At 38.3% G+C, this 20,487-nt stretch carries 17 protein-coding genes and 3 pseudogenes; 2 read left to right on the top strand and 18 right to left on the bottom strand.

The genetic code is table 11. The features are described from left to right. Positions 1-9: 9 nt before the first annotated feature. From A3M5_RS0108290 to A3M5_RS0108325, 8 genes and pseudogenes are all read right to left on the bottom strand, one after another. Positions 10-489: a phosphatase PAP2 family protein gene (locus tag A3M5_RS0108290; protein WP_155894687.1), complete on the bottom strand. Its 480-nt coding sequence runs from the start codon at positions 487-489 to the stop codon at positions 10-12. Between the two features lie 330 nt (positions 490-819). Further along, complete coding sequence (locus A3M5_RS0108295) at positions 820-1,896, bottom strand: bifunctional 3-deoxy-7-phosphoheptulonate synthase/chorismate mutase (protein ID WP_018393300.1); 1,077 nt, start codon at positions 1,894-1,896, stop codon at positions 820-822. 210 nt (positions 1,897-2,106) lie between these two features. Beyond that, a complete protein-coding gene (gene cysI / locus A3M5_RS0108300; protein ID WP_018393301.1) occupies positions 2,107-3,831 on the bottom strand; it encodes an assimilatory sulfite reductase (NADPH) hemoprotein subunit in 1,725 nt (574 codons plus the stop codon). A 239-nt stretch (positions 3,832-4,070) separates the two neighbouring features. Continuing rightward, complete coding sequence (locus A3M5_RS0108305; RefSeq protein ID WP_018393302.1) at positions 4,071-4,889, bottom strand: uroporphyrinogen-III synthase; 819 nt, start codon at positions 4,887-4,889, stop codon at positions 4,071-4,073. Positions 4,890-5,664: 775 nt separating this feature from the next. Beyond that, a pseudogene (locus A3M5_RS22605) lies at positions 5,665-6,372 on the bottom strand (IS6 family transposase). Beyond that, on the bottom strand, positions 6,368-6,604 hold the full coding sequence (locus A3M5_RS22610) for a helix-turn-helix domain-containing protein (protein ID WP_018393304.1): 237 nt from the start codon (positions 6,602-6,604) through the stop codon (positions 6,368-6,370). The pseudogene A3M5_RS22605 and the gene A3M5_RS22610 overlap by 5 nt, the downstream one beginning before the upstream one ends. A 62-nt stretch (positions 6,605-6,666) precedes the next feature. Then, a complete protein-coding gene (locus A3M5_RS0108320; RefSeq protein ID WP_018393305.1) occupies positions 6,667-7,494 on the bottom strand; it encodes a phosphatase PAP2 family protein in 828 nt (275 codons plus the stop codon). Between the two features lie 414 nt (positions 7,495-7,908). Continuing rightward, complete coding sequence (locus tag A3M5_RS0108325; protein ID WP_018393306.1) at positions 7,909-9,096, bottom strand: MFS transporter; 1,188 nt, start codon at positions 9,094-9,096, stop codon at positions 7,909-7,911. Positions 9,097-9,099: 3 nt separating this feature from the next. Here A3M5_RS0108325 and A3M5_RS26100 point away from each other — a divergent pair. After that, a pseudogene (locus tag A3M5_RS26100) lies at positions 9,100-9,430 on the top strand (hypothetical protein); the annotation flags it as partial. Between the two features lie 164 nt (positions 9,431-9,594). Here A3M5_RS26100 and A3M5_RS0108335 read toward each other — a convergent pair. Beyond that, complete coding sequence (locus A3M5_RS0108335) at positions 9,595-10,233, bottom strand: HD domain-containing protein (protein WP_018393307.1); 639 nt, start codon at positions 10,231-10,233, stop codon at positions 9,595-9,597. A gap of 353 nt (positions 10,234-10,586) precedes the next feature. Between A3M5_RS0108335 and A3M5_RS22620 the strand changes: the two are divergent. Then, positions 10,587-11,238, top strand: a pseudogene (locus A3M5_RS22620) (IS6 family transposase). Positions 11,239-11,279: 41 nt separating this feature from the next. Here the strand turns inward: A3M5_RS22620 and A3M5_RS0108345 are convergent. The 9 genes from A3M5_RS0108345 to ureB all read right to left on the bottom strand — a co-directional run. Beyond that, on the bottom strand, positions 11,280-11,684 hold the full coding sequence (locus A3M5_RS0108345) for a PBECR3 domain-containing polyvalent protein (protein ID WP_018393309.1): 405 nt from the start codon (positions 11,682-11,684) through the stop codon (positions 11,280-11,282). Between the two features lie 334 nt (positions 11,685-12,018). Continuing rightward, positions 12,019-13,380 (bottom strand): MATE family efflux transporter, encoded by a 1,362-nt coding sequence (locus tag A3M5_RS0108350; RefSeq protein WP_018393230.1) that lies wholly within the window; start codon positions 13,378-13,380, stop codon positions 12,019-12,021. Positions 13,381-14,222: 842 nt separating this feature from the next. Then, positions 14,223-14,939, bottom strand: a complete 717-nt coding sequence (locus A3M5_RS0108355) for a HoxN/HupN/NixA family nickel/cobalt transporter (protein ID WP_018393310.1) — start codon at positions 14,937-14,939, stop codon at positions 14,223-14,225. Positions 14,940-15,400: 461 nt separating this feature from the next. After that, positions 15,401-16,030, bottom strand: a complete 630-nt coding sequence (locus A3M5_RS0108360) for an AmiS/UreI family transporter (RefSeq protein ID WP_018393311.1) — start codon at positions 16,028-16,030, stop codon at positions 15,401-15,403. Positions 16,031-16,483: 453 nt separating this feature from the next. Then, positions 16,484-17,107 (bottom strand): urease accessory protein UreG, encoded by a 624-nt coding sequence (ureG, locus tag A3M5_RS0108365; protein WP_018393236.1) that lies wholly within the window; start codon positions 17,105-17,107, stop codon positions 16,484-16,486. 22 nt (positions 17,108-17,129) lie between these two features. Continuing rightward, positions 17,130-17,675 (bottom strand): urease accessory protein UreE, encoded by a 546-nt coding sequence (locus A3M5_RS23710; RefSeq protein WP_018393312.1) that lies wholly within the window; start codon positions 17,673-17,675, stop codon positions 17,130-17,132. Between the two features lie 16 nt (positions 17,676-17,691). Continuing rightward, positions 17,692-19,410: an urease subunit alpha gene (gene ureC, locus A3M5_RS0108375; protein ID WP_196803587.1), complete on the bottom strand. Its 1,719-nt coding sequence runs from the start codon at positions 19,408-19,410 to the stop codon at positions 17,692-17,694. A gap of 342 nt (positions 19,411-19,752) precedes the next feature. Next, the gene (locus A3M5_RS24620) at positions 19,753-19,926 is read right to left on the bottom strand and encodes a Spo0E family sporulation regulatory protein-aspartic acid phosphatase (protein ID WP_018393314.1); all 174 of its coding nucleotides are present in this window, start codon (positions 19,924-19,926) and stop codon (positions 19,753-19,755) included. Between the two features lie 245 nt (positions 19,927-20,171). Continuing rightward, positions 20,172-20,487 (bottom strand): urease subunit beta (gene ureB / locus A3M5_RS22630; protein ID WP_018393315.1); only part of this gene is annotated, 316 nt, incomplete at its 5' end.

The following is a 20,487-nucleotide window of genomic DNA, read 5'->3' on the forward strand; positions in this document are numbered from 1 at the left end:
CATTGAGCGTTAATCTTCTCTATTTTGATTTATATCTGGATCAAGATCTGTCGGCCTTGGACGAAGATAAAGATACTTTTGATTAAATGCAGCAATAGTCGCTGTATAAATAGCACCACTGACAACTTGGTGAACCTTGGCAGCTTCTGGCGGTGCTAAACCATATTTTCCTAATACCTCTTCCGTTATGGCAACCCAATTTGAATTCGGGCCCGTTGTTTCACTAGACCAGCGTTTAATAACTTGAATATCTTCTTCTGTGCGATTTTCAGCTAGTATACGCAATTCTTTTAAATCTTTTTTTGTTGTATCAGAATTGTTCTCAAGGGGCGGGTCTAAGGTATAGGCTCTTCCATCCAGAAGTTCTAGTGGCTCCCACTCTCCAGCTGTCGGAGCAGCAGGGTGATCATGGGTCCAGCCTAAGCCCTTTGTTTCTTTTTCTTTTTCTTCCACCTCTTGTACAGAATGTTCTGTACTACAGGCAGACATTAAAAGGCTCAGTGACATGATTCCAACTAACGGTAACTTTTTTTCATTTGCATCTCCACTTTCTAAAATGTAATTGGCTATGAAGGAAATCTACTACTTCTCGGAACCGGTCCGTAAATATGTGGATACTCACCACTAACTTTGTGAATCATTTCACAAAATTAGCTATTTGTATTCCTGTTAAATGGATTTTATATCTTAATTAAGCATTCTACTTTTTATTATAGGGTATTTAGAAATCTTATAACCATCCAATTGCATACTATTTAAACCATCCAATTTTCTGTATTAGTGAAAAAAGGCTCCCGTACAAAAACAGGAACCTTAATTTTATGCTTTTACATGTGCAGATTTTAAAATCTCATTATAAAATTCATCAAATTGTTGTAAATTCATCTGCTGAGCTGCATCAGACAGTGCAACAGCCGGGTCTGGGTGCACTTCTGCCATAATTCCGTCTGCCCCGATTGCGATGCCTGCTTTTGCTGCTGGAAGAAGAAGATCACGGCGTCCAGTTGAATGCGTAACATCCACGAAAACAGGAAGATGCGTTTCTTGTTTTAAAATCGGTACAGCCGTAATGTCAAGCGTATTTCGTGTAGCACGTTCGTAAGTACGAATGCCCCGCTCACAAAGAATAACTTGATCGTTTCCTTGGGCCAAAATATATTCTGCTGCATTAATAAACTCATCAATGGTAGCCGCTAAACCGCGCTTTAATAAAATAGGTTTTTTCACAGCTCCCGCTGCTTTTAAAAGTTCAAAGTTTTGCATATTACGGGCACCGATTTGAATGACATCAATATATTCACAGGCTGTTTCAATGTCGGCAGGATTAACAATTTCACTGACAACCGCAAGGTCAAATTCATCTGCTACACGCTTTAGAATTTTCAGCCCCTCTAAGCCGAGTCCCTGGAAATCATATGGAGAAGTACGCGGCTTATAAGCACCACCGCGGATCATTTTTAATCCTTTGCCTTTGATCGATTTTGCCACTTCTGCTACTTGCTCGTATGATTCAACCGCACAAGGCCCAAAAACAAATGTAACATTGCCATCGCCTACTTTATAGCCTCGAACCGTCACAACAGTATTTTCCTGCTTTTTCTTTCTTGAAACAAGAAGCGCTTTTCGATGATCATCTTCTTGAAGTTCGAGACCTGCTTTGAAAATTTCTTTGAAAATATGCTCAATAGTGGAACGTTCAAACAGCCCATCATTTTTGTCTAGTAAATTATTAAGCATAGAGCGTTCACGAACTGGATCATAACGGTTTACGCCTTGTTTTTCTTTGATACGCCCGATTTCCTGAACTAGCCCTGCCCGCTCGTTAATTAACTTCAGTAATTGGATATTTATGTCATCTATTTTACTTCTTAATTGCTCCAAATCTTGGTTGCTCACGTGTTTCATCCTTCCTCAAATAGATAATCGAAATATTCCTTATCCATTATTTGTTTCTTATTCAGTCTTATGATCATATTCGTATTCAAGCAAAACTAAACAATCAGCCGCCGGTTGCGTATCGGCGGCTAGCTGTTTAAACACCGTCTTAAAAATTGGGGAACAGCCCCCTTAATCAGAAGGGAACATTTTTACTTTGTATACCTTTTATCAATCATGGAAGTTGGTTCCTTCTGTTGTAGCTTTAATAATACCTGCACGAATAACAAAGTCACCAAAATGTTCATCTTGATCCCGCTCTTTCGCATAACGAGAAAGGAGGATACGTAGTTCACTAAGAATTTCTTCTTCACCAATATTTTCTCTGTACATTTTACTTAAGCGACTTCCATCAAATGCGGCACCAAGATACATATTATACTTGCCTTGTGACTTTCCGATAAAACCAATCTCGCCAAGAGCATGCCGGGCACATCCATTCGGACATCCGGTCATTCGAATCGTAATTTCCTGGTTGCGAAGTCCATTTTCGTCCACGATCGATTCAATCTTATTAAGAAGAACCGGCAAATAACGCTCTGCTTCTGCCATGGCTAATCCGCAGGTCGGGAACGCTACACACGCTAATGAACTGCGGCGTATGGCCGAATAATGTTTACCATCCGTTAAACCGTACTGTTCAATCAATCCGGCAATCTGTTCTTTTTTCTCGCTTGAAATATTGGCAATCACCAGATTTTGATTGCCCGTCAAACGAAAATCACCAGTATGAACCTTAGCAATTTCACGCAAGCCAGTCATAAGTTTATAATCCCCAGCATCCATCATACGTCCACCTTCAACAAACAAGGTAAAATGCCAGCTTCCTTCTATGCCTTCTACCCAGCCATAGCGGTCACCGTTATGTTCAAAGTGAAAAGGCTTAGCCTCATCAAGATGCCAGCCTAAACGGCTTTCCAATTCCTCTTTTACCGCTTGCAGTCCAAGGCGGTCAACCGTATATTTAAACCGGGCATTGGAACGGTTTGAACGGTTTCCGTAATCGCGCTGAATGGTAATCACTTTTTCAGCCAGATCATACATTTGTTCCGGTCTGCAAAAGCCAATGAGTTTTCCAAGCTGCGGATATGTCGCTTTGTCTCCATGCGTCATGCCCATTCCGCCGCCAAGCGTTACATTAAAGCCAACAAGTTTATCATTTTCTACTATCGCAATAAACCCAATGTCTTGTGAAAAAACATCAATATCATTGGAAGGAGGAATCGCAATACCAATTTTAAACTTTCTTGGCAAATAAAGTGGACCGTACATCGGTTCTACTTCTTCTACATCTGGAGTACCGGACACTTTTTCTTCGTCCAGCCAGATTTCATGATAGGCTCTTGTACGCGGCAATAATTGGTCACTTAGCATTTTGGCCCATTCATATACTTCAGCATGAAGTTCTGACTGGTATGGATTTGGGTTGCACATTACGTTTCTGTTTACATCACCGCACGCTGCGATGGTATCCATCAGAGCTTTATCAATTTCCTGTATCGTTTTTTTCATGTTCCATTTTAAAATTCCATGCATTTGAAATGCCTGGCGTGTTGACAGCTTCAAAGTACCATTTCCATACTTTTGTGCAAGTTCATCTAACACAAGCCATTGTTCTGGTGTCGCTACGCCTCCTGGTCTGCGGACGCGCACCATAAATTGATAGGCATGTTCCAGTTTTTGTTTTTGCCGTTCATTCCGAAGATCGCGATCATCTTGCAGGTAGCTGCCATGAAACTTCATCAAACGGTTATCGTCATCAGAAATTCCTGCACTAAGCGGTTCCAGCATTGATTTAGTCAACGTACCTCTTAAATAGTCACTTTCTTTTTTAATACGTTCTACGTCACTTGGAGTGCCTTCCGGTGCTTTTAACGCTTGTTTTAAATTACCCAATTTAAAGCTCCCTTCTTTTCTAGTTTTGCAAGTCCTGGATACTTCAAAAAAGCTGATAGTTTAATCTGTTAACTTCTTTCTTACTATGATAAAAAAATCCCTAAAAAAGAACCATCCAATACAGATACTTTTCCCCAGCCACTTACTTTTCGTGCAGTCCATACTTTATTGCTTCTGGCGATAGCATCCTCACTTTAACTGTTAAGTAAGAGGCAGTATTCCAATAAAGTGAAGAAAGTTTATCCTATGACCAATTGGTTTTTATAGTAGCGGGATAATTCAACAATCATTGCACCCATTCTTTCATGTTCAGGAGCAATCACTCGTTCTATACCTTCTTCCGCCAAAGCTTCTGCAGTGACTTTTCCAACGGCAACGGCAAGTGTCTCTTGAAAAGACGCTAAAATCTCTGGCAGGCAGCCATGCTTTCTTGCAAAAGTAAAGAGAGACCGAACTTGAATAGCCGTTGTAAAACAAACGGCATCCAGTTCATTTGACAGAAGTTCTTCGCACAATTTTTTCACTACTTCTGCTTCCGGAGCTATATGCTGATAAGGAAGTAGTTTCAATACAAAAGCTCCCTTTTCTTCAAGAAACTTTGTTAATGCCGCTGCTGGTTCTCCATGAAGCTGAACCATCACTCTTTTTCCTAAAAAATCATATTTTTCTAAAGTGCGAATTAAGCTTCTAGTAGTCCCATCACTATCTGCTGCAACCGGCTTAATCCCGATTTTTTTAAGCGCGGAAATTGTTTTGTATCCTCTTGAAGCTACCCTAGCTTGCTGCATGATGCTAAAAAATTGTTTTTTTACACCTAATCTTTCTGCTAAGCTTATCAGCGTTTCTGTACCAATTCCTGATGTGAAGATAACCCAGTCTGCTCCTTCAGAAATAAACTCCTTAAAAGCAGGTTCTATCTCCTGCTCTGCTAAAAACACAGTTCCTTGGAGAGCGAAAACGATAGGATTACCTCCCTGCCTTTCGATTAGGTTACTAATCTCTTCTACTTTCCGTGAAGCACCGATTGCAATTCTTTTTCCAGTCAGTATATTTCCCATATTTCTTTCCTCTTTCCAACTTATTTGTTTTCTATTGCGTCTTTTTTAGCATTAAAGATTGCTATCACCCTACGCTTCAGACGAAAAATTCAGTTTTTTCGAACAGCAAGGCAAGAAAAAGTATTTATCTTTAATCATAAATGCTCATTTAAAAAAGGAACCGTCCACATTGGCGCTTTTTTAGTCAACCAATTTTCAAAATACACTGCTTTAAATTTAGGAAATGTTCAAAGATACCGTAAAAAACGGATTTTATGCCTTGTAGATTATTTAATAAACATTTGAGAATGGGACGCAAAGTGATTCATGATGGTATAGAAAGCGCAGGCTATGTTTAGCGGGGACCTATAGACAACGGAAAATAAAAATACAACACGTTCAATAGAAGAAAAAATAATGGATCTTGAGCATTACATGAATGATGTAAAGTGAAACATCAAAGACAAAGCGGCATTGCTATTACTACCTATGAGATTATTTGAAGCAACAAACAGCGGACAAATCACGAAAATAGTAATCGAGAGCCGACTGCTATAGTTAAATTCAAAGACAGCAAATAAAAAATCCCCTTCCTTTTATCCTATGATAGGCATTGAATCAAACATAGGTAAGAAAACGGATTATAAATAAAGTTATTTACTGAACTGATTCTTAATTCTCAAACATAAACCTTACAAGTATTCTTTCATTAACAATATGAAAGCAATAAATCTGGTTCTGGTGCGAAAATAATTTGATAAAAAGATAAAACCTATATTGCCTATTAACTTGCGAGTTATGATGCTATTCCGAACAACTTATATATGAATCCAACTTCATTTCGGGCAGACTTCACCCCTCAGTGAACTTGCCCTTTTTTTATCATATGCATCGCTTCAATGCCACTCAATATATAAGTGGCTGTTTTATACGACTTGAATCCCAACATAGAGTGCACACGTTTCTTAATGAAACGGTGATCTTGTTCTACTATATTATTGGGATATCTAACTTGTCTTATTTGTATGCCTTCAGGCATACGTTTCTCTTCTTTTAACTCTTTAATTGCTACAGGATAGGTTGGATTCTTGTCTACTTTTATGACACGAGGTTTAGAAACAGGAAAAGACCGCAAAGCTTTCTTAAAGAAGCACTTTGCAGCCTGTTTGTCTCTTGTTTTACTATGATAAAAATCAATCGTGTTTCCTTTGAAGTCCATTGCACGATATAAGTACATCCATTGCCCTTTTACTTTGATAGGCGTTTCGTCGACTCTCCAAGAGTCATTTGTTGGTCGAAGATGACGCCGTACTCTTTCATCTAATTCCGGTCTATATTGATGGACCCAACGCATAATCGTTGTGTGAGCTATCGATAAGCCCCGTTCTTCCATCATCTCTACCACATTACGAAAGCTCAAGTTGTACCACAGGTACCACCTCACTGTTAACAAAATAATGTCAGGCTCATAATGTTTCCACTTGAATAAATTTTGCTCTTTAATACTGATCACGCGTCTTTTTTAAAGTAATAGTATCAGTATGTCCAAGATTTAAAGATGATTTGCAACTGTCCCTAAGTTTTTGCACCAGAACCAGATTTATTATGTCTGGAATGGACTTATTATTCTCCCATTTAGAAACGGCTTGAGCAGTGACATGAAGTTTATCTGCTAATTCGTTTTGGGAATACCCATTTTCCTGACGAAGTTTTTTTAATTTGTCTCCTAATTCCAATTTGATAACAATAAACCTCCTTGATAAAACAAGGAGGTTTATTGTTATACTGCTTTTATATATTAATGTCCTGAAGATCCTTTTTTAACTTCTTTATATTGTAATGGAGCATTGTCATCCTTCAAACTTTCAATAATATCTGTTGTTACCGCCTCTGCTAATTTTTTGGAAGCTTCATTATCACTTCTAAAATGAACACCCATTTTCATTCTAGAGTTTGCTACATCGGTCGCTATTTTTTCTAAATGTTCTTTTTCGTGAGGGAAAAAATAGGATAGGATATTAGCTGCTGACCAGGCTGTTGTCGTATGTCCTGCTGGATAAGAAGGATGAGCTGGTACCTTCATCCCTTCAGGTAATGTGATAGAAGGGTCTAAATCGGTTGGTCTTGGGCGCAAGTATTCGTATTTCCCTTCAAATGTCGCTGTAAGACCTGTATAAATAGCTCCTGAAACGATAGCATGGACTCGTGCTGCTTCTGGTCCAGTTAAACCGTATTTCTGAACTAGTTCTTCAGTAATTTCAAACCAAAGAGTGTTTGGACTTGCTGTATTCTGCCAACGACGGATAAATTCCTCGTCTTCCTTTGTACGATTTTTTGTCAGCTCTTTCAATTCTTCTACTTCACTTTTTGTAACGGATGAATCGTTTGCAGGCGGGATATCAACCTTATAAGACTTTCCATCCTTAAGCTCAAGCCCCTTCCAGTCACCTGCTTTTGGTGATACAGGATTTTCATGTGTCCAGCCCATTCCTTTATTGATTGAGGGTTCTTTTTGCTGCCCTGTTTCTGTATTTNTTGTTTGTTCTGAACTACACGCTGATAACATGAAAAGCATTAAAAGGGTAAAGGAAGTTATTAAATATAACTTTATCTTTTTTTGTTTCATAATATTCTCTCCTCGTATATTAATAGTAAGAGCTCTTTCTATTCATATAACATTTGATGTTAATTCATATGATAATATTTATAAAATCAGATTCAACCATCCACTTTGTTGTTTTTATAACCATCCACTTTTCGATTTCCACATTATTAACTGCGTTTACAAGCTTATTTATCACGTTGTTAAATTTTTTCTTCAAGTTTTGAAAAAAGGTCCCTAAAAGTAAAATGTACCCTATAGAGTAAACATTTTAAAAAAGGTCTACCTAACCTAACAAACGTAGTTCTTCTTGTGTTTTATCATTGAAATTAGACATAAAAATGGATCATCCTTCCATGCATTTTGAATGGAAGGATGATCCATTTAGATGAAAATTATTTATTTCTTTAACTTGATTGCTATGTGACGCTACCCCTTTTACTGAACTTTCCTTTGTTTTACTGTGCAATGAAATTTCCCATGAAGTATATAATAAACTCCGATTCCGGCTAGAACGAGGAAGGTGCTATAAAAGTATAATGAACTATACCCTACTTTTACTGTTGCGAGACCGAATAAAAAGGAACCAATTCCAAATCCAAAATCAAATATTGATAGGAATGTAGCCGTAGCCAAGGCCCTTTTATCAGCTGGTGCAATTTGAATGGCGATGGTTTGAAGACTTGGAAAGATGGTTCCATTGCCTAAACCAATAAGGGCCGCTGAAAGAAGAAATAAAGGTAATGATGTTGATACGCTAAGTAAATATGTACCAACAGCGAACAGTAAAATTGCTGGGTAGATAATTTTATTTGCTCCATATAGATCAAACCATTTCCCGGTAAACGGTCTAGAAATAAAAAGGACGATAGCATACACTACAAAGAAATAACTAGCTGCTTCAACTAAACCAATCTCCTTGGCATATACAGACACAAAAGAAATAATCCCAGAATAAGCCAGAGCAAAAAATGCAGAAATCAATGAAATGGGAATAGCAGAACCCTCAAATAAGGACTTTATTCCTTTATTTGATTCTAATTCTTTGACTTCTTGTGTTACTGTCTTTTTAGGAATCTGAACAAAAAAGCCGACAATCAGAGCAATTAGGGCCAATAAAGCATTAATGAAGAACAATAGATTTGTTCCTCCGTGATGCATAATAGTTAACCCTAAAAAAGGTCCAAGTACCATACCAAGATTGAGTGTTAAACCATAATAGCCCATCCCTTCCCCTTTTCGTGATTCAGGGATGAGATCTGCTACGATGGCTCCGGTAGCTGTAGTTGCCATTCCAAATCCAATTCCATGGAAAAAGCGAATAATAAGTAGTGTTGTGATCGATTGCGTTATAAAATAAAAAAAAGATGAACCACAAACAATTAAGAAAGCTGTCAAAAAAACAGGATACTTTCCAATCCTTTCTATCCATTTGCCCGCGAATGGGCGAGTAATGATACCCGCAATTAAAAAAATTGTAACAATAAGCCCAACTTCCGATTCATTACCATTTAGTCCTTGCAAGGCATATATAGGTAAAGTAACCAATAGATAGTAAAATGATGTAAAGGTAAGAAAATTAGCGATTGTAATACTAATAAAATTTTTTGTCCATAATTTTGGCAATATATTCACTCCAATATTCAACTAATATTAAAAAAATCTAATTTTTGCATTCTGGTGCAGCTGCACCAGAATGCAAAAATGAAACGAGCGATTATAGATGAATTTGAGCTGATCCCATCTTCCCTTGACCGGTGGATTCAACAGGGATGAAACGTCAGGTTCCTTCAAAGAAAAAGACAATCGTTCCCTTGAACAACAGGAACTTTTGAAGCTGCGCAAAGAAAATAAGCAGCTGCTGATGGAGAACGATATTTTAAAAAGCTGCGCTGATCATGGGACGAAAGTAAATGTCATCAAACGAAACCAAGACAAATACTCGGTATCAGCAATGTGCGACATCCATCTGTTCCACACAGATCGTGGTAGCGAGTTCAAAAATCAGCTGATCGATGAAACATTGGTTACTTTCAACATTGGCCGATCTCTCAGTCAGATATCATCTTTTCAATGGATTAAAGTTGTAAGGAGTGAGTAACTTGGATAATCAAAGAATTGTGTTTATTCTTTCCAAGGTGAATGTAATATACAATCACAGAAATTTTTTCGTTTATAGTTCGGTATAAAGAATTCACAGACATCAGATTTTATATTACCAAAAGTAGTTTCTGGTTTGTGCTTAAAACCTTCATAAAAAGCTGGAATAATGTCTTGTTTGAAATTATTGCGTGGGAATGCTTTTACAACTTCTTCTCTCAAGTCAGCTGGAAATTGTTCAAAACCATCTCCCATAACATCTAACCCAACACCAGAGTACAATAAGGCTACTTCAGATTCTTTATGTTCCGCTATACCAAGTGTTGTATGCAATGCTATAGAATCCCATACAAGACGAATTGACTCATCTGGAACTTGATAATGTTGTAAAAAGCTTCTTGCTGCATTCGCACCGTCTACTTCAAATCGCAAATCTGGACTGCTATACTCGTTTGTTAACCCTAAATCATGGAATAGTGCACTGATATATAGTAATTCTAAATCATAATTCTTTTTTGCTTCCTTTCCCATAATTGCACCAAATAGAAATACACGATTTGAATGATTCCATAACAAGTCATTTCCATGCTCTCTCAAAATATCTGCTGCATCCTTTGCTAATTTAGAGTCTGGAATTTTAATACCTGCTACTTCATGAAGCATAAGCTAAAACTCTTTTCCCAATTTAATAGTCTTCATTTTCATAAGGCTATCTTCATTGTAAAAAGGTTTTTGTTATTTATCCAGTCAATTATTTCTATCATAATCATAGATAATATCTATCAAATAAAACTTTTTAAAGTAGCTATAGAATTCTTTTCGATATTAAATTGTAGCTTCTCTATTTCACGTACTAATAACTCAATAAAACTACGTGTTGCATAATTGATAAAACGGTTCTGGTGCAAAAAATTTAAGACAATGACAAGTAATCTCTAACTCATGGGCATACTGATACTTCTAAAAAAGGACGTGATCAGTATGGAAAAGCAACATTTAAACATTATCAGCCGGACATTATTCTGTTAACCGTAAGATGGTACCTGCGGTACAATTTGAGCTTTCGTAACGTAGTAGAGATGAGGCTTATCGATAGCTCACACAACGATTATGCGTTGGGTTCATCAATATAGCCTGGAATTAGATGAAAGAGTACGGCGTCATCTTCGACCAACAAATGACTCTTGGAGAGTCGACGAAACGTATATCAAAGTAAAAGGGCAATGGAAGTACTTGTATCGTGCAGTGGACTCCAAAGGAAACACGATTGATTTTTATCTTAGTAAAACAAGAGACAAACAGGCTACAAAGTGCTTCTTTAAGAAAGCTTTGCGGTCTTTTCATGTTTATAAGCCTCGTGTCATAACAGTAGACAAGAATCCAACCTATCCTGTAGCAATTCAAGAGTTAAAAGAAGAGAAACGTATGCCTGAAGGCATACAAATAAGGTAAGTAAGATATCTCTCAATAATATAGTAGAACAAGATCACCGTTTCATTAAGAAACGAGTACGCTCTATGTGGGGATTCAAGTCGTATAAAACAGCCACTTATATATTGAGTGGCATTGAAGCGATGCATATGATAAAAAAGGCAAGTTCACCAAGAAGTGAAGTCTGCCCAAAATGAAGTTGAATTCATACATCAGTTGTTCGGGATAGCATCATAACGGGCAAGTTAGTAGGTAATATAGGTTCTATTTTTATCAAATTATTTTCGCACCAGAACCTTTTTTTTATATTTATACTCTTTAAAAGATCCATTTTTTTGGTACTTTAGCACAGTAGCCTCATCCATAACATATAAAGAACGGACATAAAAAACGCCACTTTTGCTGTTGCGGACGGCTACGAGAACGTGTTCTTCCTTTTCTCCATCATAAAACAGCTTAATATACTCAATAGATCTTTTGGGTGAATGTTGGGAAATGTAATCGGGTGAAAAGATTATCTCTCTTAGATAATCTCCGTATTTCTTAAAATCTTCTGAGTGGTCCTTCCTTATATTTATAAGGTTGGTTTCTCCCGAAAAAATAGGAGTATTTCGTTGTATAGGCAAATTTAATGTGTTGATTACAATTTCATTAATTAAACCAATTTTTTCTTGTCGTCTCATATTTTCTTCCCCCTTTATCATCTTTTATTCATGATTAGTAGCCTCGTTTTCGTAAGCCAATTATTCGTGGTCATTTATTTTCCATTCTTCAGTCTCAGTTAGTTCTTTGGTTAAATTAAAAAGATCAAATATAGCTGTCCTACATTGGATGCGATAGGGTGAAGGTAAAGTGATTCTAGTTACAATTGAGTCATCCTTACTAATACCAGTTTTAACGTACTCAAATTAAAGGCTTCATCGACTTTTATTTTCATGATTTAGGAGTATTTAGGATGTTGCGAATTTTGATTTCTGTCTTTACTTGGAAGCCATACACCTTTGATCCTCATTTATGCTAGCTTCCTCCCCCCTGAATTAAACGCCTGAAGAGGTAGCGATATCTCCAGGATAAAAAGATTGCACGAATAAGGATATCCAAAGCAATAGCAATCCATATCCCTGCAATTCCCATTTTGAAGTAAATACCTAGGACATAGATTCCGACGATTCTGATTAGCCACATCCCTATGGCCGTACTGTACATTGGGCTCTTGGTGTCCCCTGCTCCCTGCAATGCACCGGTTATGACTAGTCCGATTGCCAAAGCAGGCTGGGCAAAAGCATCGATTCGTAAGGCTACAGTAACCATCTGTATAGCTGCTGCATCATTTGTAAACCACGTGGCTAACCAAGGGGCAAACAAAAACATGAAAACCCCAATGATGCTCATAAATGCAATGGCGATTCCTGTAGTAAGGATCCCATAATGATAGGCCTCTTTAAACCGACCAGCTCCAAGATACTGGCCAACCAAGGTTGTTGCTGCTATCGCCAATCCATAACCCGGCATATAGGAAAACGTCTCGATATTCGCTGCAATTGTATGGGCAGCGAATGTCTCCGTTCCAACAACGACGATCAGTCCAAAATAAAGAACTTGACCTAAGCGCATAATCAATCGTTCAATGGTAGCCGGTGTAGATAGCCTAATAATGAAGGGTAACAATGACTTTGATTCGGATGAATCAAAAAGGGAGAACGAGACATTGGACTTTCTGATGTAATAATATAGAGCCAGCGTTCCAAGTACACGGACTATGACTGTTGCCCATGCTGCCCCTGCAATTCCCCATCCCATCTCACTTCCTAATCCAAAAATCAACAGATAATCAAGGGCAATATGCAGGATATTCATCCACCAAGCCACATTCATTGGGGTTCTGGTATTGCCAGATGCACGTAAGATACTTCCGAAAATAATCATCAGGGAAATGAAGATAGAGGGGGTACCGATGATTCGGAGATAAACAGTACCTTCTGATATAACTTGAGATTCAGCTCCCATAAGGTTAAGTAACGATTCAGTGAAAAATAAAGTGATCAGTCCAAAAAATATTCCAACTATGATAGCGATAAAGGTGGATTGTTTTGCAACTGCTTTTGCCTTATCTATATTTCCTGCCCCGATGCTTTGGGCAATTAAAGATGAAGCACCAACTCCAATGGCCATGAAGATAGCCATATACACGGCTAAAACAGCATTTGCAATCCCGACTGCCGTTACTTCTACCAGTCCAAGCTTAGCAACAAATAAAGTATCTACAAAACCAACAATTGTTTGCAAGATGTTTTCGATCATGGCTGGAATAGCTAAAAAAAGAATAGCAAACACTTTTTCTTTCGTTGTTCGGTTTTCCACTAGTCTTTGTGAAGACATGCTAACCCCTTCCTTAGGCAATCAAATTATCGTAATCATTATCTTTAGTATAGAGCTAGTTGACTTAGGCACTAGCTCCTTTATCGTTTTGTGTAGACGGAAACATGAAGAAAGGTTAGGGTCACAGGCCGAACCAACAAATAAAAAATTAATAGAATCGTAATCATTTTCATATTAATGATGGGAATAATTATGCCTTTATTTGATTTATCTATTAACATGTTCTAATCTGATCGTCTGTTTTATCTTTGCGTATCGGGACACTTAGAAAAGTTAAATAAGGAAGGTTCAGGTATTCAAAATCAATCACTAAAAATATTGAACCAATAATTTGTTCACTTTGAGATTAAGCAGTAAATCCCTTTAAATGATAATTGCCAAGGATTTTCATCCTCGATGCCACATTAGGTTCCTATTAATAAAGTCAGCCGATTTTATGAATCGGCTGACTTTAATTCGTTCACTTCATTCCATCCGCTTGCTTAGTCTTCCCTCTTAACCTAAGCAAAATGTTCAAAAACCTTTGGAAACTCGGTTTCATAGAAATTTAAATTTTCAGTGTCCCACTGAATTACTTTGTTGCAAAGCCGCTGAATCAAATGCCGTTCGTGGCTTATAAGGAAATAAAATTTTTTACCTATATTGATCCACCCTCATAGAATTATAGTTTCTTAGAAAAACAATAAAGTGATTAATTATTGCAAAAGTAAGCTTTTAGATTGTGTAACACCATGGAATATTCACTTTCCTTATAAACGGGAAGCAAGCTTACTTTTGGAAGTTTAATTTTAAAATTTATTTTAAAAAATATGCCTAAAAAATCAGGTATTAGTAAATTGGCATTACTGTATCCAAAGTTTAAACAATCCTTCTATTACTCCTAAGTTGTACATGTAATAAAGCCCAAACACTGTACTAACCACCCCAGTAATTTGGGTAAGTGTTTTATTCAGACTTCTCTTTTTGACACTAAAAACAAATGGAATTCCAATAATTGTAGTAAAGAAAAGCATACCAACGACTGTCCCTGCACCAAATATAAGGATATACATAGCGCCTTCCCAAACACTCTTTACTGTACTCATCGTTAATAGAACCATTGCACCGCTTCCTGCAAGGCCATGAACTAAGCCAATCAACACGGATTTTAGATATGAAACATTTTTATGGTGGTGTGTATGCTCATGTTTACCACTGTTTTCATGGGAATGAACATGTTTATGTTCTTCTGTATCGTGTTCATGCTCGTGTATATGAATATTTTTAAATGAAAGGATCGTTGTAACACCAAGATAAACAAGCATAATACCCACTAAAAATTCTAATGACATAGCCCATTCTTCCGGTATTTCATCTTTCATAAGAATGAAAATAATCCCCACTATAAATAATGTTGCAGTGTGGCCTATCCCCCAAAACACTCCTGCTAAAGAGGATCGCAACAACTTCTTACTTTGACTAGCTATTGTTGATACAGCGATTATATGGTCTGGTTCAATTGCGTGTTTGATTCCAAGTACAAATCCCAAAGCTAGAATGGATAGATAACTTACCTCCATTGATATACCTCCTTCGTTTTTTAAATATCATCTACGATTCTGTTCCTTTATGATTTTAAAAAGTACGCATTATGAAATCGATTCCATTATAAGTAAACAAATTTTTCATTCATACTTAGCCACTACTAGATTATAATTTCATAGAAAAATAATAAAGTTGTTAATCATTGCAAGAGTAAGTATCTAGGCTATGTTATACAGTAGGTTATTGACCTATCCTACAAACGAGAAGAAAGTTTACCTTTAATTTTGGAATCAATAAAAAATCCCAGTAAAATCAAATATGTGTGCATAGATTCGTAACTCACCACTACCGTTACATAGGTTTCAGGAACTGCTATCACCACCAATAAGATTGTATAGGTAGCTATTAATTAATTTAGAAACTACAATTATTATTCATTCAAAGAAAGTTTAATCTTAAAAGCAGACAGGCGCTGTGCCTGTCTGGCCATCATACGTTAAGCCCTTAATTTTATATTAGAAGCCTGATCCTTAGAAGATGCTGAGGGCTTTGTAGACCAATACGCAACTACGAAAAGTAGGATTGTAAGTATTGTTACCCCCCATGTTGTTTTTGGCCCCACTGCATCCCACTGACCTGTTAGGATAAGAAAAGCAGGAATAGCCGCCGTAATCCAGGATTGAATGAGAGTCACGCATCCGGTGAAGATCCCAATATCTTTCTTTGCAGCTAGTAATAGGTAGAACAATGTCCAGAGAAAAGACCACATCAACCAAATAATAGTAAACTTGACATCATTAAAATGGATCAAGCTTACACCCGCATAGCCTAATGCGAGGATAGCTACCCATAAGGAGTACCAGCCTACACCTGATGGATCATAGTTTTTCAGATTTGTAATACCCACGTAAAGATAGGTTAGACCAAATAGAAAAGTACCAGAGGCATTAAAAATGGCCCAAGAATCCCCGTTTGCTGTGAAAATTAAATAGAAAGGAGAGATCACCTGTATAGCACCAACAAAGAGATTAAACACCCCTGCGCTTTTGCCATTGATTTTACCGAACAACATTAGACTGTTGACAAATAATACAGCACCTACATACATTAGTCCAACCGAGCTCACTTTTTTAGCCTCCTTTAAGAATCAGTAGAATACATCACTTCTTTTAGGGATAGAATCCAGACTATAGTGTTCTTTTTTCTCCGTTTAAATTCAAAGAAATTTAACACTTTCAATAATATATAACGAGCGTAAATGCCTCAAAATTCATTTACGCTCGTTTATTAATATTTACTTTGCTAATGATGTCCTAATAGTCTAGCATTCCAACATAATCAAATCCCACAGTCACTAAGACAATAAGTATAGATTTATAGTAAATCGGGAAGCCAGCTTCCTATTTTGAACCTGTACGTCGTTCTCAGTAATATACTGAACAAAAAGTCATTAACCATTTTTTATAATTCAGAAAACCGTCAGACATGACAGAATCTTGAAGACAAAAGCGATGTCCGTCAAAGACCATTTTCCTCAATTCTTTTGAATAATTTACCTGACGCCAGTATTGATTTCAATTCAATGACTCTTTAAAGAAAGATCTTCTAGCAGAACTTGCTTCTTGATCCAACTAATAACTTCATCCAGACCTTCTTCTGTTACCATATTGGTGAACAAATATGGCCGATCCACTCTCATACGTTTAGTGTCACGGTCCATCATCTCCAAGTCTGCACCAACGTAAGGAGCAAGATCGATCTTGTTAATGACTAGCAAATCGGAACGAGTAATACCTGGACCGCCTTTGCGTGGAATTTTATCTCCTTCGGCCACATCGATAACGTAAATGAAAGCATCGACTAGCTCTGGGCTAAAGATGGCCGACAAGTTGTCGCCCCCACTCTCTACCAAAATAAGCTCGACATCTGGAAAACGCGTGGCAAGATCGTCAATCGCCTCCAAATTCATGGAAGCATCCTCCCGGATGGCCGTATGAGGACACCCACCCGTTTCGACTCCAAGGATTCTTTCCGGAGGAAGTACCCCCGAACGAACAAGAAACTCCGCATCTTCTTTCGTATAAATATCGTTCGTGACGACGGCCATACTGTATTCCTTCGACATATGTTTGGTCAAACGCTCAGCCAGTGCCGTTTTTCCTGAACCAACTGGTCCTGCAATACCTAATCTGACATATCCCATTTTACATACCTCCGCTAAAAGTTTATTGTTTGCTGCCCATCAAACTTTGGTCTACATGACCATGATGGTGATCATGATCATGGTGATGGTGATCATGGTCATGGTGGTGATGTCCGCCCCCCTTCGGAATAGGTTGGAAGCGTCTACATTGTGTCTCATACTGTACATGCAACTTGTTCAACAGCACTTTCGTCGGATCGTCTACTAGTAGAATAATTTCCCCGCTATCCGTCACTTCAAGAGGCAAATGCCTATTCCCGAACTCATAGGCGATTAACCCAAGCTCTTTGGTTGATTCGGAGAACACAACGAAAACATCGCAAGGCTGAAGGGATACAAGAACTTTCCCTTTCCCTTCCCTTGCCAGAATATCTCCATGGCGAAGTGAAGTCTGTGGCTGCAGTGGCAAGGAAATGCCTATTTCTCTGCCGCGATTCGTCTTCTTGCGAAGAATTCGTTTAGCGCATTCATCCCATGTCAATTCAACAGTCTCAAATCCACGTAACTCCTCGTTCTCATGAGAAAGCCCCTCAGCAAATGCATTTCCTACTATTTGATTGCAAATCATTACACATCATCCTTTCTTATCTAAGAAAATAAAGACGACTCATTGGTACTTCCTCTAATGGATCGCAGGTCACGACTTCCCCATCTACTTCTACACGGTATGTCTCAGGATCCACTTTAATATCAGGACAATAATCGTTCCGTATCATATCTTTTTTACCAAGATTTCTCGTATTTCGAACCGGTACGAACTTCTCTGCGGATGCTGGGAGCTGATCGGCGATTCCATTATCTATAGCTGCTTGGTTAACAAAAATATAGGATAGCTTGTTCGGATTGCTTCCAAAAGATCCATATTGCGGCCGATACAGCACTGGTTGACAAGTCATGAGCGAAGCGTTCGGCTCTCCCATCGTGGACCATGCAATAAAACCACCTTTAATAATCGTCTCAGGCTTCACTCCGAATAAGGTATGCCGCCAAAGAACTATATCCGCCAGCTTGCCAGGTTCCAAAGAACCGACATAATCTTTAATGCCGAATACAGTAGCAGGATTTATTGTATATTTGGCCAAATAACGAAGCGCACGAGCATTGTCATTGTCTCCTTGTTCCTCAGGTAATGCCCCCCGCTGAAGTTTCATTTTTGAGGCAAGCTGCCATACACGCAAGATGCTCTCTCCAATGCGTCCCATACCTTGAGAGTCGGAACCCATAATACTGATAGCCCCCATATCGTGAAGAATATCTTCCGCAGCTATCGTTTCTGCTCGAACACGAGAATCTGCAAAGGCGACATCCTCGGGTACTGCCGGATTCAAATGATGACAAACCATAATCATATCTTGATGTTCATCTACCGTATTGACGGTATATGGGTTTGTCGGATTAGTGGAGGATGGAATAATATGCGGATAGCCTGCCGCCTTTAGTATATCCGGTGCGTGACCTCCGCCTGCTCCTTCGATGTGATAGGCATGGATCGTACGTCCATTGATTGCTTCCAATGTATCATCTACGAAGCCCGACTCGTTCAGCGTGTCGGTATGAATTTGAACTTGAAAATCCATTTCATCTGCCACTTGAAGGGCTGTATCGATCACTGACAGCGTGCTTCCCCAGTCTTCATGAATTTTAAGTCCAATCGCTCCTCCTTTGATTTGTTCGACCAATGCCTCTTTATCACTCGAATTACCTTTACCAAGCATGCCCATGTTCATAGGGAACGCCTCAAAAGCAGCAATCATTCGTTGGATGTTAAAAGCACCAGGCGCTTCGATGCCTACAGTCTTCGGACCTGTTCCTCCTCCCAGCATGGTCGTGAGTCCGCTGCTGAGTGCCTCTTCAACCAATTGGGCTGAGTCAAAGTGTACATGAGTGTCGATTCCTCCCGCTGTAGCTATCATTCCTGGATCAGCGGAGATGATATCCGTACCGGGACCAACGATTAGACCGGGAGTGATCTCCATCGTGTTAGGATTTCCAGCCTTTCCGATGCCCACGATTTTGCCTTCCTTGATACCAATATCGCCTTTGACAATCCCTTGAATAGGGTCCATTATGATGACATTCGTAATGACAAAATCTAGTGCACCTTCACTATTTGGAATAGATGATTGTCCCATCCCCTCCCGTAATGTCTTACCACCGCCAAATACTGCTTCGTCTCCATAGTTCGGAGCATTATAGTCCTTCTCAATTTCAATCCAAAGATTTGTATCTGCAAGCGAGATCTTGTCTCCAACAGTTGGACCGTATAATTCACCGTAATGCTCTCTGCTTATTTCCATGGTTATCCCCTTTTCATCATTATAATTATTTCATGCATCCTTTTTCTGAACCGTTTTGAAGGAACTGTCCCGAATAGCTTGATCTTCAACAGAACCTTTCGTCAATCCATTAAAACCAATTAATTTACCCTTTCCAGCGAAAGCAACCCGTCGGACAACCGCCGCAATGCCAGACTCAGATCGTTTCTATTCGGAAATTCGGATATAGCGGAAGGATTCGGTTCACTTATTATTTTGGAATATTCTATCATCTACTAAATATTAGATTTTGATATTTCTAGTTAAGCTATCATAAGTGATGTTCGGTCAATCATATTTTGAATCCTGATAACCAGACAATCCTGTTTATCAGGAACAAGCTGCATGAATCATTTTTTGTAATATTATAATTTTTCTGTCTATTTTATGACTGATATTTATTACATCGGGATCAGAGAGTTCTTTATTCTTTGCCAATTCATACATAACTAGTCGATCGTCATCTATACTATTCTTTAAATCTAGTAAATTTTTACAAACCATTAACTTATCCCTTTCTCTCCGCTATTTGTGAAGTTTTTTAATTTAAAAATCCTAAGAAAACCTCAGAAACTTACTAAAAGATTTTATAATCCATTGCTCTACTTCTTTAAAACCAGAAATCGATACTATTCTTTAACACAGCCACATGTTAATTAGCTTTATTTCCCGTCACTTGTACGATTAGGTCCCGTTCTTTCACTCTGGGCAGGGTGTTTACTTGCGTCAATATCCCCGCCCATCGTTCGTCATTCTTTCATATACCCTTTTTCTCGAGCCATTTTGAAGGCATTTTCTCGAATGGCTTGATCTTCACTAGAACCCATCGTCAACCCATTAAAACCGAATATATTCCTTTTCCCTCCAAAGTCGACCAACTGAATGGTCTTTTCTTCACCAGGTTCAAACCGAATAGCTGTACCAGACAATATATCTAGATGTTTACCAAATGCCTTTTCACGGTCAAATTGCAGGGCTTTGTTCACTTCAAAAAAGTGAAAGTGGCATCCTACCTGAATTGGACGGTCACCACAATGCTGAACTCGAATCACCTCTCTGTGAGAC

It is taken from the genome of Bacillus sp. 37MA, from assembly GCF_000372765.1.
In the GTDB taxonomy this organism is placed as follows: domain Bacteria; phylum Bacillota; class Bacilli; order Bacillales; family Domibacillaceae; genus Domibacillus; species Domibacillus aminovorans.

What these genes read in the sequence shown, in the direction of transcription:
- A3M5_RS0108290 (WP_155894687.1), bottom strand. Translation starts at nt 489, where the DNA reads ATGTCTGCCTGTAGTACAGAACATTCTGTACAAGAGGTGGAAGAAAAA.
- A3M5_RS0108305 (WP_018393302.1), bottom strand. Translation starts at nt 4,889, where the DNA reads ATGGGAAATATACTGACTGGAAAAAGAATTGCAATCGGTGCTTCACGG.
- A3M5_RS0108335 (WP_018393307.1), bottom strand. Translation starts at nt 10,233, where the DNA reads ATGCTTCATGAAGTAGCAGGTATTAAAATTCCAGACTCTAAATTAGCA.
- A3M5_RS0108345 (WP_018393309.1), bottom strand. Translation starts at nt 11,684, where the DNA reads ATGAGACGACAAGAAAAAATTGGTTTAATTAATGAAATTGTAATCAAC.
- A3M5_RS0108350 (WP_018393230.1), bottom strand. Translation starts at nt 13,380, where the DNA reads ATGTCTTCACAAAGACTAGTGGAAAACCGAACAACGAAAGAAAAAGTG.
- A3M5_RS0108355 (WP_018393310.1), bottom strand. Translation starts at nt 14,939, where the DNA reads ATGGAGGTAAGTTATCTATCCATTCTAGCTTTGGGATTTGTACTTGGA.
- ureG (WP_018393236.1), bottom strand. Translation starts at nt 17,107, where the DNA reads ATGGGATATGTCAGATTAGGTATTGCAGGACCAGTTGGTTCAGGAAAA.
- A3M5_RS23710 (WP_018393312.1), bottom strand. Translation starts at nt 17,675, where the DNA reads ATGATTTGCAATCAAATAGTAGGAAATGCATTTGCTGAGGGGCTTTCT.
- A3M5_RS24620 (WP_018393314.1), bottom strand. Translation starts at nt 19,926, where the DNA reads ATGGTTTGTAAAAATTTACTAGATTTAAAGAATAGTATAGATGACGAT.